Source organism: Micromonospora sp. II, assembly GCF_001709195.1.
In the GTDB taxonomy this organism is placed as follows: domain Bacteria; phylum Actinomycetota; class Actinomycetes; order Mycobacteriales; family Micromonosporaceae; genus Micromonospora; species Micromonospora chalcea.
Genome location: NZ_LYXF01000010.1, coordinates 128156 through 141896, shown reverse-complemented (window position 1 = coordinate 141896; position 13741 = coordinate 128156). Strand labels below are relative to the sequence as shown.

Annotated in this window: 11 protein-coding genes and 1 tRNA gene; 6 read left to right on the top strand and 6 right to left on the bottom strand. The window is 70.2% G+C overall.

Annotated features, from left to right (window positions below):
• The first annotated feature begins 67 nt into the window (after positions 1 to 67).
• A complete protein-coding gene (locus tag A8711_RS06950; protein WP_069087405.1) occupies positions 68 to 379 on the top strand; it encodes a transposase in 312 nt (103 codons plus the stop codon).
• A complete protein-coding gene (locus tag A8711_RS06945) occupies positions 376 to 1302 on the top strand; it encodes an IS3 family transposase (protein ID WP_069087404.1) in 927 nt (308 codons plus the stop codon). The genes A8711_RS06950 and A8711_RS06945 overlap by 4 nt, the downstream gene beginning before the upstream one ends.
• A 427-nt stretch (positions 1303 to 1729) precedes the next feature.
• Here the strand turns inward: A8711_RS06945 and A8711_RS06935 are convergent, their stop codons facing one another.
• Positions 1730 to 2743, bottom strand: coding sequence for a LacI family DNA-binding transcriptional regulator (locus A8711_RS06935; protein ID WP_069087755.1), 1014 nt, complete (start codon positions 2741 to 2743; stop codon positions 1730 to 1732).
• A gap of 268 nt (positions 2744 to 3011) precedes the next feature.
• Here A8711_RS06935 and A8711_RS06930 point away from each other — a divergent pair, with 268 nt between their 5' ends.
• The 4 genes from A8711_RS06930 to A8711_RS06915 all read left to right on the top strand — a co-directional run bounded on the left by A8711_RS06930 (position 3012) and on the right by A8711_RS06915 (position 7621).
• Positions 3012 to 4283, top strand: coding sequence for an ABC transporter substrate-binding protein (locus tag A8711_RS06930; RefSeq protein ID WP_043329850.1), 1272 nt, complete (start codon positions 3012 to 3014; stop codon positions 4281 to 4283).
• 65 nt (positions 4284 to 4348) lie between these two features.
• The gene (locus tag A8711_RS06925) at positions 4349 to 5281 is read left to right on the top strand and encodes a carbohydrate ABC transporter permease (protein ID WP_030500465.1); all 933 of its coding nucleotides are present in this window, start codon (positions 4349 to 4351) and stop codon (positions 5279 to 5281) included.
• Between the two features lie 10 nt (positions 5282 to 5291).
• Entirely contained in the window at positions 5292 to 6191 is a 900-nt protein-coding gene (locus A8711_RS06920) for a carbohydrate ABC transporter permease (RefSeq protein ID WP_069087754.1), read from the top strand.
• A complete protein-coding gene (locus A8711_RS06915) occupies positions 6188 to 7621 on the top strand; it encodes a GH1 family beta-glucosidase (protein ID WP_083296941.1) in 1434 nt (477 codons plus the stop codon). Before A8711_RS06920 ends, A8711_RS06915 begins: the two co-directional genes overlap by 4 nt.
• Before the next feature lie 87 nt (positions 7622 to 7708).
• On the opposite strand, the gene A8711_RS06910 is transcribed toward A8711_RS06915, so the two are convergent.
• The 5 genes from A8711_RS06910 to A8711_RS06890 all read right to left on the bottom strand — a co-directional run bounded on the left by A8711_RS06910 (position 7709) and on the right by A8711_RS06890 (position 13212).
• Positions 7709 to 10540 (bottom strand): right-handed parallel beta-helix repeat-containing protein, encoded by a 2832-nt coding sequence (locus tag A8711_RS06910; protein WP_069087753.1) that lies wholly within the window; start codon positions 10538 to 10540, stop codon positions 7709 to 7711.
• Complete coding sequence (locus A8711_RS06905; protein ID WP_124778837.1) at positions 10537 to 11730, bottom strand: hypothetical protein; 1194 nt, start codon at positions 11728 to 11730, stop codon at positions 10537 to 10539. The genes A8711_RS06910 and A8711_RS06905 overlap by 4 nt, the downstream gene beginning before the upstream one ends.
• A gap of 295 nt (positions 11731 to 12025) precedes the next feature.
• Complete coding sequence (locus tag A8711_RS06900) at positions 12026 to 12373, bottom strand: discoidin domain-containing protein (protein WP_255365602.1); 348 nt, start codon at positions 12371 to 12373, stop codon at positions 12026 to 12028.
• 228 nt (positions 12374 to 12601) lie between these two features.
• Positions 12602 to 12688 (bottom strand) — tRNA-Leu (locus tag A8711_RS06895).
• 77 nt (positions 12689 to 12765) lie between these two features.
• Positions 12766 to 13212 (bottom strand): hypothetical protein, encoded by a 447-nt coding sequence (locus A8711_RS06890; RefSeq protein WP_141707647.1) that lies wholly within the window; start codon positions 13210 to 13212, stop codon positions 12766 to 12768.
• Positions 13213 to 13741 lie beyond the last annotated feature (529 nt).

Genomic DNA, 13741 nt, shown 5'->3' with positions numbered 1-13741 from the left:
TGAGCCGCCCCCGCTTTTATGGAGCTTCTTGACCATGGTCTGATGGCCGTGGGGGAGGAAGTCGTCCGTGGCAGCACCGAAGAAGTACCCCGATGAGCTACGTCAGCGCGCTGTGCGTCTGTACCGCGAGTCGGATCCGAAGCCCGTCATCCGGCGCCTGGCCGAGCAGCTTGGCGTGCATCACGAGGCGCTCAGGAGCTGGATCCGCCAAGCCGAGGCCGACGCAGGTGAGCGTCACGACCGGCCGACCAGCGAGATGGCGGAGGAGAACCGCCGGCTGCGCAGGGAAGTCACTGAGCTGCGGCGGGCGAACGAGATCCTGAAGGCTGCGAGCGCGTATTTCGCGGCGGAGCTCGACCCGACCCGGCGACGGTCATGACGTTCATTGATGAACACCGTGACCAGTTCGCGGTCGCGCTCCTGCTACGGGTCCTGAACATCGGCGCCTCGACCTACTACGCGTGGGTCAAGCAGGCCGAGCAGCCCTGCGACCGGGACGTCGTCGACCTGGGGTTGATCTCTAACATCCACGAGATCTGGGAGACCTCCGGGCGAACCTACGGCGCGGACCGGGTCCACCGGCAGCTACGCCGTGACGGCATCCGCGTGGGCCGCAAGCGCGTCGAGCGGCTGATGGCCGCCCACGGCTGGCAGGGGGCGTTCCTGCGCCGGGGCTGGCGTGGCGGCTCCACGAAGCAAGATCCCCGACACACGCCAGCGCCGGATCTGGTCAACCGGCAGTTCACCGCCGACGGGCCGAACCGGCTCTGGGTTGCCGACGCCACCCGCATCCCCTGCGGTGAGGGTGTGTTCTGGCTCGCCGCGGTCCGGGATGTGTTTTCCCGCCGGATCGTCGGGTGGAAGACGTCTGACCGCTGCGACACCGACCTGATCCTCGCCGCCCTCGAATACGGCATCTGGTCGCGCGATGTCCGCGGCGGCCAGTTGATCCACCACTCGGACAGGGGATCCAACTACACGTCGTTCCGTTTCTCCGAACGCTTGCAGGACAACGGGATCCTGCCCTCGATGGGCTCCGTCGGCGACTCGTACGACAACGCGTTGATGGAGAACTTCTGGTCGACGTTGAAGATCGAACTCGTCTACCGCACCTCGTGGCGGACCCGCGACGAAGCCGAGAACGCGATCTTCGCCTACATCGACGGCTGGTACAACACCCGCCGCATCCAACGCGAGCTGGGCTACCTCAGCCCCAACGAGTACGAGACCGCCTGGCACACCCGCCAGCCGCAACCAGCCGAGCCACCTATCGCCACCCCTGCGCCAGCCGGCAGCAGGTAACCACCGCTCCATCAAAGCGGGGGGAACTCAGCCCGATTCGGCTGGCGAACTCACGTACGCCTGGAAGGTTGCGGCTGTCGCGGCCGACTGGACGTGTTCGATGAAGTTGGTTCGGGATTCGCGTACCAGTTCGCTGGCATGCTGACGGCCCGGCGCTGGGCCGGGTTCCTCCGTGCTGCTGGTCGGGGCGTGGGGTTGCTGGGTCAGGCGGCGGGTCGCGGCAGTGCGGCGAGGCGGTCGAATGCGCTGGCCGCGCCGACCTGGCCCCGGATCATTCGCGCCACCGCCGGCCGCGACCTCGCCCAGGCACGGGTGTGACGCTCGAGGCAGGCCCGGTTGCGGGGTCGGTGACAGCGGCTCCGGCAGCAGCGACCGCGAGCAGCAGCACGATCCAGAGCGGAACGGCGCCGACGTCGCGCGGTTCGGGTCAGGTGGTGCCGCGGACGACGAGCGTCGTCGGCAACACGGTCGGCTTGGGCGGGTCGTCGCCGCCGTGCAGCATGGCGACCAGCGCCTCGGCGGCGGCCGTGCCGAAGCCGGGCTTGTTCTGGGCGACGGTGCTGAGCCCGGGCGGGATCAGCGCGGCCACCTCGATGTCGTCGAACCCGACAATCGCAATGTCGTCGGGGATCCGTAGGCCGGCCGCCTGGACCGCCCGCATCGCGCCGACAGCCATCTCGTCACCGGCGACGAACACCGCGGTAGGGCGGTCGTCGAGGGCGAGCAGCCGGTCCATCGCGGCGTGACCGCCGTCGAGATAGAAGTCTCCCTCGACGACGTGGCCGTCGGCGAGCAGCAGGCCGGCCCCGGCCAGCGCGGCCCGGAAGCCGACGAGCCGTTCGGCTCCCGGCCAGGTTCGCAGCGGGCCGGTGATGGTGGCGATGCGCCGGTGGCCGCGTTCGACGAGGTGGCGCACTGCGAGCGCCGCGCCGCCGGCATTGTCCGAGGTGATGTAGGTCGACGTCGGGCCGTCGACCCGCAGGTCGAGAGCAACGCACGGCACCTGGGCTTCGACGAGGGCGAGCACGGCCGGGTCCCGGGTGCCGTTGTCGATGATGACCGCGCCGTCGAGGTTGTGCTGGCGGACGGCGCGCACGTATCGCTGCCCGTCGTCGGGCCCCGCCGCGTCGTGGCCGGCGAGCATGAGCAGGTTCAGCCCGTGCGCGCTGAGCGCCGTCTTGAGCGCGACGAGGATCTCCTGCAGGAATGGGTGGCGCCACCCAGGGCGGCGATGGTCGGTGTCCCATACCAGGCCCACCATGTTGGATTTCTTCGTGGCGAGCGTCCGGGCCGACCCGTTCGGCAGGTAGCCGATCTCGGCGGCCAGGTCGAGGATGCGCTGGCGGGTGTGCTGGCTGACGACCTCGGGGGTGTTGAAGACGCGGGACACGGTGGCGACGGACACGCCGGAGCGGCGCGCCAACTCCCTGATAGTGGCCAATGTGGTGCCTTCTCTGTAACCGGTTTCACGACCGTAGCGCCAGCGATGTCCGCCGGTCAACCCGCATCGACCGTTATCGTTTCGTAACTTGACACCCCCTAGCCGAACCCGTTCACACTTCCCAGGAAGGGCGCTCGCCGGGCGGTCACCCGCAACTCGGCCGGCATCCGATCTTCATCCAACTCCACCCACCCCCACCACCATCGCTTCGCCGACAATGTAACCGGTTTCAGGTAACCGGTTACATCGCACGAAAGGGTTCCCTGGCATGCACCCAAAACGACTGTTGCGACTGGCGGCGGCCACCCTGGCCGCCGGAGTACTGCTGACCGCGTGTGGCACCGGCACCGAGGGAGGCTCCGGCGGCGGCAACGAAAAGATCACCCTGAACGTCAACCTGTTCGGCAACTTCGGGTACCAGGACCTGTACGCCGAGTACCAGAAGTCGCACCCGAACATCACGATCCAGGAGCGCACGGCCGCCTACAACGACCATCACCGCGACCTGATCACCCACCTGGCCACCGGCTCCGGCGCGGGCGACATCGAGGGCGTCGACACGGGCTTCATCGCGCAGATGCGCGAGCGGGGCAACCTCTTCGTCGACCTGGGCAAGGACCGCCAGTCCGAGTACCTCGACTGGAAGTGGGCGGCGTCGCTGGCCAAGGACGGCAAGCAGATCGGGTACGGCACCGACGTCGGCGGCCTGGCCATCTGCTATCGGCGTGACCTGTTCGAGAAGGCCGGCATGCCGTTCGACCGCGACCAGGTGTCGGCCGCCTGGGGCAGCGGCTGGGACCAGTACATCGAGTTCGGCAAGCGGTACGCGGCGAAGGCCCCGGCCGGCAGCGCCTTCTTCGATGGCGGAGGCCAACTGTTCAACGCCATCATCGGCCAGGCCCCGGTCGGGTACTACAACGAGGACAACGCCATCGTCGTGGGCACCAGCCCCGATGTCCGAAAGGCCTGGGACCTGACGGTGAAGGCGATCCAGAGCAACCTGTCGGCCAAGCTGATCGGCAGCTCGCAGGAGTGGAACAACGGCTTCGCGAAGGACCAGTTCGCCACCATCGCGTGTCCGGCCTGGATGATGACCAAGATCAAGGACCAGGCGAAGCACGCCGCCGGCAAGTGGGACGTGGCGAGCGTCCCGGGCGGCGGCGGCAACTGGGGCGGCTCGTACCTCACCGTTCCCAAGCAGGGCAAGCACATCGAGGAGGCCAAGAAGCTCGCGGCGTGGCTGACCGCCCCGGAACAGCAGGCCAAGGTGTTCACCGCGCGGGGCAACCTGCCGTCCATCCCGGCTCTGTACGACAAGCCCGACATTGCCCAGTACAAGGACGCCTTCTTCAACAACGCACCGGTGGGCCAGCTCTTCACCACCGCGGCGAAGCAGCTCAAGCCCCAGTACCAGGGCCCGCGAGCCGGAGACGTGCAGACCACCATCCGCGACGCCCTCGTCCGCATCGAACAGGGCAAGCAAAGCTCCGACGAGTCCTGGAAGCAGATGGTCAGCGACGTCGAGCGCCTCGCCAAGTAACTCGACCCGCGCCGCCGGCGGTCGCCCCTGACCAGCCGGCGGCACCCGGCGACGAAGGATCGACGATGGCCACCTACCTCCACCAGGCCCGGCGGGCCGGCCTGAGCCGGCTCGACACCAAGGGCTCGCCCTACCTCTACATCCTGCCGTTCTTCCTGCTGTTCGGCGCGTTCGGGCTGTTCCCGCTGCTGTACACGGCGTACGTCTCGTTCAACGACTGGGACCTGCTCGACTCCGGGTCGCACCGCTGGGTCGGCCTCGCGAACTACCGCGAGATGCTGCAGGACGCGTACTTCTGGAACGCTCTGGGCAACACACTCAGCATCTGGGTGCTGTCCACCGTGCCGCAACTGCTCGCCGCGCTCTGGATCGCCCACCTGCTCAACCACCGGCTGCGGGCCCGCACCGCGCTACGGATGGGCGTGCTGCTGCCCAACGTCACCTCGATCGTGGCGGTGACGATCGTCTTCACCCAGCTTTTCGGCCGCGACTTCGGCATGGTCAACTGGGCGCTCGGCCTCGTCGGCATCGGCCCGATCGACTGGCAGGCCAACACCTGGAGCTCCCACCTGGCCATCTCGTTCATCGTCGCCTGGCGGTGGACCGGCTACAACGCCCTCATCTACCTCGCCTCGATGCAGGCGATTCCGCACCACCTGTACGAGGCCGCCGACCTCGACGGCGCGTCGCAGGCTCAGCAGTTCAGGCGGATCACCGTCCCGATGCTGCGGCCGACGATCATCTTCACCACGGTGATCTCGACGATCGGCGGCCTGCAGATCATGGCCGAACCCCTGCTGTTCGCCAGCTCCCAGACGCCCACCGGCGGCTCCGACCGGCAGTTCCAGACCGTCGCCCTGTTCATGTACGAGCAGGGGTTCCGGGAGTTCCGCTTCGGCTACGCCTCGGCGGTCGCCTGGACGCTCTGTCTGGTCATCGCCATCTTCGCGATCATCAACTTCCTGCTCACCCGGCGCATCGCCAAGGACGAGGACTGAGGAGAACGCCGTGACCACCCTCGCGGACCCCGTACAGACCGGCACCACGCCCTCGCCGCCGCCACGCCGGTCCCACCGGCGCCGGAGCTTCGGGTACCCACGCAAGGCCTCGGTCTGGAGCTACGGCGCCCTGCTGGCGGTCGTGGCCGGGTCGGTCTTCCCGCTCTACTGGTCCATCGTCGTGTCCTCGCAGACCAGCGACGCCGTCACGAAGGTGCCGCCGGCCCTGGTGCCCGGCGGGCACCTCTTCGACAACATCGCGCGCGTGTTCGACACGACCGACTTCGGCCGGGCCCTGGTGAACTCCTTCATCGTCAGCGGCTCGATCACCGTCTCCGTGGTGTTCTTCTCGACCCTGGCCGGGTTCGCCTTCGCCAAACTGCGGTTCCGAGGCCGAAAGGCGCTTCTCGTCGTGGCCATCGCGACCTCGATGGTGCCGCACCAGCTCGGCATCATCCCGCTGTACATCCTGATGGCCGGCCTCGGCTGGACCGGGCGCCTCACCGCCGTGATCGTGCCCGGGCTGGTAACCGCGTTCGGCGTCTTCTTCATGACCCAGTACCTCGGCCGCGCCGTGCCCGACGAACTGCTGGAGGCCGGCCGCGTCGACGGGTCCAGCACGTTCGGCCTGTACTGGCACATCGTCCTGCCGGCGGCCCGCCCCGCCGCGGCGGTGCTCGGGCTGTTCACCTTCATGCAGGCGTGGAACGACTTCTTCTGGCCGCTGGTCGTGCTGCAGGACAACGCGACCGTGCAGGTGGCGCTCTCCGCACTGGCCAGCGGCTACACCACCGACTACACCCTGACGCTGACCGGCACGTTGCTCGCCACGCTGCCGATCCTCGTCGTCTTCATGCTCCTCGGCCGGCATCTCGTCGACGGCATCATGCAGGGGGCGGTGAAGGGATGACCACCACATCCCAAGGCGCCGCCGCGGCCGCAACCCGGCCGGACCTGCCCGAGCTGCCGGACCTGCCGGCCGGCTTCATCTGGGGCGCGGCCACCGCGGCGTACCAGATCGAGGGGGCGGTCGACGAGGACGGCCGCGGGCCGTCGATCTGGGACACCTTCTGCCGCCGCCCCGGGGCCGTCGACGACGGCACCTCCGGCTCGGTCGCCTGTGACAGCTACCACCGCTGGCGGGAGGACGTGGACCTGCTGGCCGGCCTCGGCGTGGACGCCTACCGTTTCTCGGTCGCCTGGCCACGGGTCATGCCGGCCGGGCGGGGAGCGGTGAACCGGCGGGGCCTCGACTACTACGACCGGCTCGTCGACGCCCTGTGCGGGCACGGCATCCGGCCGTTCGTCACGCTGTACCACTGGGATCTGCCCCAGGCGCTCGAGGACGAGGGTGGCTGGCGGGTACGGGACACCGCCGAGTGGTTCGCCGAGTACGCCGCCGCGGTGGCGGGCGTCCTCGGCGACCGGGTCCAGGACTGGATCACGCTGAACGAGCCGTACTGCTCGTCGATGGTCGGCTACGCGGAGGGCCGGCACGCTCCCGGCACCGCCGAAGGACATGGTGCCCTGGCCGCCGCCCACCACCTGCTGCTCGGGCACGGCAGGGCGGTCGCCGCAGTCCGGTCCGCCGCCGGCCCGCGGTCGCGCGTCGGCATCACGCTCAACCTCTCCCCCGCCGTGCCGGCCAGCGATACCGAGGCCGACCGGGCGGCGGCGGATCGGCAGGACCTCATGCTCAACCGGCAGTTCACGGATCCGGTGCTGGGCGGCGCGTACCCGCCCGGGTTCGAGCGGCTCTACGCCGGGGTGAGCGATCTGTCGTTCCGCCGGGACGGTGACCTGGCGGTGATCTCCACGCCGCTGGACTTCCTCGGTGTCAACTACTACTACCGGGTGCACGTCGCCGACGCCCCGTACGAGCAGCCCGACCCGGCGCTGCGCAGCGCGTTCGACATCGGGGTCCGGCAGCTACGGCCGGACGGGTTGCCCACCACCGACCTGGGCTGGCCGGTGGAGCCGCAAGGGCTGTTCGACACCCTGACCGGGCTCGCGGACCGTTACCCGGGCCTGCCTGCCGTGTACGTGACGGAGAACGGCTGCGCCGACCTGCGGGACGGACCCGAGCCGGACCCGGAACGGATCTCGTTCGTGGCCGGGCACCTGGCGGCGGCGGCCCGTGCGGCCGCCGTCGACGACCGGCTCGATCTGCGGGGGTACTTCTACTGGTCGCTCATCGACAACTTCGAGTGGGCCCGCGGGTACGGGCCCCGCTTCGGTCTGGCCCACGTCGACTACGCCAGCGGATCCCGTACGCCCAAGGCCAGCTACCACTGGCTGCGTGACCGCTTGCGGGCGTGGCGGGAACGGACCTCCGCCTGAAGCGCCGCCCGCGGCTCGTGGCGGCAACGGTATGCGCGGTCACCCGGCACCGAACCGCCCCGGTTTCGGTGGAGTCGGGCTCTTCGATCATGAAGGCTGGGCGTGGGCGCCGGGCTCGCCTGGCGGGGCGTCGAGGGCCAGCCTCAGCGCCGCCTCGACCGGATAGACCGGGCAGTACAGCGGAGTGTCTGTGGCCGGCGGGGCCGCGTCCTTCGCCTCGAACGCCTTTCGGGCCCGGCCGAGGTCCGCGAGCAGGTCGGCCACTGACGGTTCCTTCTTCGGCTCCGGGGGCGCCGCCTCGACGGGTGCCTCCGTCTTCGGCGCCGTGATCGAGACGCCGAGCGCCGCCGCGGCGGCGTTGAGCCCGTCCTTCGGCATCGCGGCGGCCAGCGCCGAGAGGCGGCCGACGGCCTGGTCGGCGTACGCGGCGTCGACCGGCACCGCCGGCAGCTCGAACCGGGTTCCGGTCTGCGCGCCGAACGGGGCGTCGCGGAACACCCGGTCGCGGTTCTCGGCGTCGACGAGCACGTGGCGGCCGTCGTGGAGGTCGGCGTACAGGTTGGCGGCAAGCACGTTCCCGTCGAGCAGCAGGTTCTGGTCGGGCACGGTCGCGCGGACGGCGATGCTGTCGGCGAAGGCGAGCACGTTGGCCTCGACCCGCATGACACCCCGGCCGGAGAGGTCCAGCAGGCAGCCGGTCGTGGACTGCCCGGTCGAGGCCCGGCCGGTGGGGTCGGCGGCGAACAGGACCGTGTTGCCGCGGATGGTCCAGGGGCCCGCGCCGGGTGCCTGGACACGGACGGCGGTGCCGCTCGTGTTGACGACCACGTTGTTCCCGAACGTCCCGTACGCCGCACTGAGCTGCACGGCGCAGTACGCCGCGTTGGCGAAGACGCAGTTGCGCACGGTGATGCCGCCGCTGCCGCCGCGCAGGTCGAGCAGCGCCGCCGACTGGGAATGGCCCGCGTCGAGGGCGCCGCTGTCGGCGTACGCGTTGTAGGTCGCCCCGTCGAACATGAACCCGTCAAGGATGAGGCCCTCCCCCGAGTCCTCGCCGGTGAGCACCGGATCGCCGAAGATGCCCTTCGCCTTGGTCTCCGGAGTGAGCACGAAGCGCACGGGGTGCCGCCAGGGGTCGCGCGCGGCGAACTCGGCGTCCCACCCGCCCAGCAGCGTCAGGTTGCGTACGGGGATGCGCCACGTGCCCGACCGCAGGCGGCCCGTGTACTCACCTGCGGCGACGAGGATGCGGTCGCCCTCGGCGGCCTTTTCGAGGGCCTGGAACGGGTCGCGGAACGGCGCCTCGCGGCTGCCGTCCCCGCCGGAGGATCCGGCCCGCACGAACCAGTCGCGGCCGGCCGGCCGGGGCGGCTCGGGGGCCGTGACGTCGAGCACGGGCGCGAGGGAGTCGAGGACGATGGTGGCGCTCTGACGCCCGCCGGGCGGCGTGAGGCGGTACGTGCCGCGGAGCAGGTACGTGGACTCGACGTCGAGGCCGCGCGAATACCGTACGGCTTCCTCGGTCTGGTGATGGACGAGGCCGTAGCGCGGGGCGAGCGCCCACCACGGGCTGTTGTCGGTGCCGGGCTCGTAGACGGCGACGCCGATGTGCGTCTCCGCGAGCTCGGGGAGGATCTGCGTGTTCTGGTCGAAGCCGACCCCGGCCCGCACCTGCACCGGGGCTCCGGCGAGCGCCGGGTCGGCCTCGTAGAGCCGCGCCCAGTCGACGGCCTGGTACGACGGGCCGGCCGGGAGCTCGGTGAACGGCTCCGGCGCCGCCAGGTCGGCGGGGTGCGCGCCCGGCGCCGCGCCGACCGCGAGGGCGAGCACCTCGGCCGGGGCGAGCCGGCGCATGGCGGGCCGCTGAACATCACGGTCCGATGTGGACGACAGCTCACCGAGGCCGGCCGATTCCCGCAGCGCGTTGAGGGCGGCGATCGGCGGGCGCTCGTACGTGACGGCGACGTCCACCGTGTACGTGTCGAGCCACGCCGCCGGGAGCCCGGTCAGCTGTGGGTCGCCGACGGTGTTGCCGGCCGCCGAGCGCAGGCCGACGTCTTCGAGCTCCGCGGCGTACTCCTCGGTGAGCTCGGCCTCCGCGCCCGGCACCCGGCTGCGCACGATGTCGCGCGGTGTGGCGAAGAACAGGTTGCGGTCGATGGCGATCTGCCCGACGTCGCGCAGGCAGGCGACGGCCGCGTTGCCGCAGCCGACGAACACGTTGTCGGCGATCGCGGCAGCGCCGTTGACCCGTACGCCGACGGCCCGGTCGGCGCCGGAGCCGCGCGGCGGGTCGGAGTCGTCGTGGGCGAAGGCGAAGGTGTTGCGGCTGACCGCGGCCGGGGTCTCGGGGGAGCCGTCGCGGACGGTGAGCAGGCTGAGGCCGACGCAGTTGACGACGATGTTGTTCTCGAAGACCACGGAGTCGCCGCCGAGCTCGACGGCGCCGGAGCTGCCGTTGGCGAAGCAGCAGTCGCGGACGGTGATGCGCTCGCCGCGCAGGCTCACCAGCGGGCCGTCCCCGTAGGAGGCGCGCTGCAGGCCGCCCTGCTCGTCGTAGTCGTCGCGCCCGGCCCCGTCGAAGAACAGCCCGTCCAGGACGAGGCCGTCGTGGCCGCCGATGCCCTGGAGCATGTTCGGCTCGTTCGGGACGCGCAGGCCGGTCTTCGCCGCGAAGACCGTCGGTGTCTGCCAGGGGGTGCGGCGGGCGAAGTCGGGGCTGTATCCGCCGAGCAGGGTCAGCTCGGGGGTGTCGACGACCCACGAGGAGCGCTCGCCGCGCCCGGTATAGGTGCCCGCCGCTATGTGGATGCGGTCGCCGGGCGCAGCCTGCCGCAGCGCGAGCCACGGGTCGTGGAACGGCCGGGCCCGGGTGCCGTCGCCGACCGGGCCGCCCGCCGCGACGAAGAGGTCGGTCATGACTTCTTCACCTCGTCGTCGGCTTCCTCCGTCTTGTCCGCGAGCAGCTTGAAGCCCACCTTGACCGCGTCTCTGACCTGTGCGAACGCGGCGAGGCCCGTCTGCTTGTAGGGTCCCTCGGCCAGGTCCTTGACGTATTCCTCCTCGGTCGCCAGCAGCGACTCCAGGGATTCCGAGGCCTTCTCCAGCTCCTCGTTGAACTTCGCCAGCGTGCCCGGATCATCGGTCAGCTGGGCGAAGGCGTTGGTGCTCTCCTCCACGAGCGTGGGGAAGAGCTCGTCGTAGAGCTTGCTGGACTGCTCCTTGGCCGCCTCGGCCCGCGTGTCGAGCCCTCGGTCGAGGACGTTCTCCTTCATCCAGTCCCAGTCGGTGGCCCGGTAGTCGCCGGACGCGCCGATGCCGCGCCAGTTCCCCGCCGCCTCGGCGCCGCGGGCGAAGAGCTTGTCGATCCAGTCCTCGTCGAGCTGTTCGCGGGCCGCGGTCAGCAGCTTGATGTTGTCGACCACCGTCTGCTTCGCGGCACGCTTCTGCTTGGCCGCCATGAGGTTCTCCGCGGTGAGCTTCTCGAAGTTCTTGATCGCCTCGTTGGCGGCTTCCTTGGACGACGGGTCCTTCATGAAGAGGACGATCAAGCGGGCGCCCGAGGTCGGGAGGTATTTGACGAGCAGGCTCTTGACCGTGTCCTGGATGGAGCCGAAGTTCTTGAGGAGCAGCTGCTCGACGATCGCGTCGTTGCTGCGCGCGTTCTTGAGGTCCTCCTCGCACTTCTTGATGAGCGCGAGGTCGGCCTCCAGGACCTTGCTCATCAACGTGGCGACCTCGGGCACGTCGAGCCGGGCGACCTGCGCCCAGATCTTGCGCTCCCCGGCGAGGAAGTCACGCGGGCCGACCGCGGTCCACCGTTCGTCGACGGACATCGCGTTGGCCTGGCTGTCCTCCAGCACCGACCGGATGTCCGATTCGAGACGCTCCATCAGCGCCTCGGCCTGCTCGCAGTTGGTCTCCCACCGGTCGGTCAGGCCGTCATAGCCCGGTTGCTCCAGCTTGGAGAGCATCTCCTCGAACAGCTTCTCCCGATCGGTGTCGAAGCGTTCCAGCAGATCCAAGACCTTGTCGAGGATGTCCTCCTCGAACCCCGTGGCGCGCATCCGCTGCTCAACGAGCTCGCGGGCGTCATCGACATCTTCCACAAATTTCAGCGTAGGAGCCCTCGGTCACCCGAGGCAGTCGTGAACCCGATCCCTGCCAGATCAAGGATCCGACCTATGCCGCCGCTCGGTGAAGACTGACTCCGGAAGTCGTCGACTCTTCGGGAGTGCGCCATGTCATCCCTGTTCAGCGGACCGATACTTGGTGTTCGTATGCGTCTTTCCTCTGGCACCGGGGGCAGCCGGCTTATAACGGCATGGGGTGCCCGCTCCGTGGCGGCCACCCCATGCCTTACCGTCCCGTGCGGTCACTCCCCCAGGAACGCACGGACGAGCCTCAGTTGAGGGCGTAGATCTCCGCGGCCGACGTCCACGGGTTGCCGGCGACCTCACTCACGGCACGCAGTCGCAAGTACTGCCCGGTCTTCGCGGTGGACCGGACGTCCTTCTGGCTCGCGCCGTTGGCGAACGCGCCAGTGGCCACGGCCGTTCCCCAGTTGGTGCCGTCGGTGCTGACGTACACCTCGTACTGGCCGATGCGTCCGTTGACCGCGCCGGAGCCGYCATCCTGCCGGGGCAGGTAACGCAGGCCCGAAACGCAGTAGCTCGCGCCCATGTTCCGGCCACTGCTGTCGAGGGCAGCCAGGCCGTACACCATCGTGCCGGCGCGTGACGTCGGTAGCACAGGCAGGGGTAATGGTGGACGACGAGTGGCTCCACCACGCGGCCGATGCGGGCTCTGCTCCCGGTCCGACAGGCGCACAGGGAGGGATGACAGGAGCCACAGCACGATCAGCCACGACAATCGCCCCCGATCGAGACATGGTCGATCGAGGGAGCCGCTGCGCTGAGAGTTGCGTGGTCAAGTGCGCTTGACCACCAGTACGCGAAACACAGCATGGATGCTGCAATTTGGTGTCCGAGGGGGGACTTGAACCCCCACGCCCTATACGGGCACTAGCACCTCAAGCTAGCGCGTCTGCCATTCCGCCACCCGGACCTGCACGTACCAGCCTACCCGGTCGGCCAAGGTGATCATCTCACCGCATCAGCCGGCCTGGCGGGCCGCACGGGGCATTACTGTACACGGCCCGGAACGATCATGCACATCAGCACCAACGCCCCACGTTTGCGCAGGTCAGAGGCCACAACAATCGGGTGGGTAGCGCGCAACTGACGATTCCGGGCAGCATTGCTCACGTGTCCCACCCCTCCCCGTTGATCGCCACCCAGCACCAGGCCCTCGCGATGCGGGCCGCCRGCGACCTGACCAGCGCCCGCCGCCTGCTCGCCGACGCGATCGTCGCGGCCCGGCCGGCGTACGGCGAGGACCACCAGGACGTCCTGGCCACCGGCCACCTGCTGGCTCGGCTGCACCGCGAGGCCGACGACCCGGCCGCCGCCCGGCGCGTACTCGAAGAGGCCTACGCCGCCGGCGAGCGCCGCCGGGGCGACGGCGACCCGCTGATGCTCGCGCTCAGCTTCGACCTCGCGGGGGTGGCCGAGGAGTTGGGCAACCGGCACGAGGCCCGCCGCAACTACAGCCGCGTGGCCACCGCCGGGTCCGCCGTGCTCGGTCCGGACCACCCCGCGGTACGCGCAGCCCGCCAGTACCTCGGCGGCTCCGCCGCCGCTCCCGCCGGCTACGGCCCACCTCCCGGCGGCTTCGCCGCCGCTGCCGGCACGCACCCCGGTCCCTACCTGCCCGGGCACCCCGGTCCGACCCTGCCGGGACACCACAGCCCGGCCCCGCCGGCACACTCCGGTCCGCCCCTGCCAGGACCTCCCAACCCGGCTCTGCCGGGGCACTCCGGTCCGGTCGTGCCCGCACAGCCTGGACAGGTCCTGCCCGGTCCCGCTTCCCCCGGGCACTCCGGTCCCGCTCTGTCCGAGCCCACCGTGTCGCTGCCGGCGATCCCGCCGCCGTACCCGCCCGCGCCGACCCGACCCGCTGCCCAGGGAACGCCTGCCGCGGCTGCGCCGGTATCCGGCGCACAGTGGGCGCCCCGCCCCGGCCCGGCGTCCCCGGCGCCCGGCGCCGCGCAGTCGCCGT

Excerpts from the sequence above, each read along its gene's own strand:
- A8711_RS06945 (WP_069087404.1), top strand. The coding sequence starts at position 376 with ATGACGTTCATTGATGAACACCGTGACCAGTTCGCGGTCGCGCTCCTG.
- A8711_RS06930 (WP_043329850.1), top strand. The coding sequence starts at position 3,012 with ATGCACCCAAAACGACTGTTGCGACTGGCGGCGGCCACCCTGGCCGCC.
- A8711_RS06925 (WP_030500465.1), top strand. The coding sequence starts at position 4,349 with ATGGCCACCTACCTCCACCAGGCCCGGCGGGCCGGCCTGAGCCGGCTC.
- A8711_RS06915 (WP_083296941.1), top strand. The coding sequence starts at position 6,188 with ATGACCACCACATCCCAAGGCGCCGCCGCGGCCGCAACCCGGCCGGAC.
- A8711_RS06910 (WP_069087753.1), bottom strand. The coding sequence starts at position 10,540 with ATGACCGACCTCTTCGTCGCGGCGGGCGGCCCGGTCGGCGACGGCACC.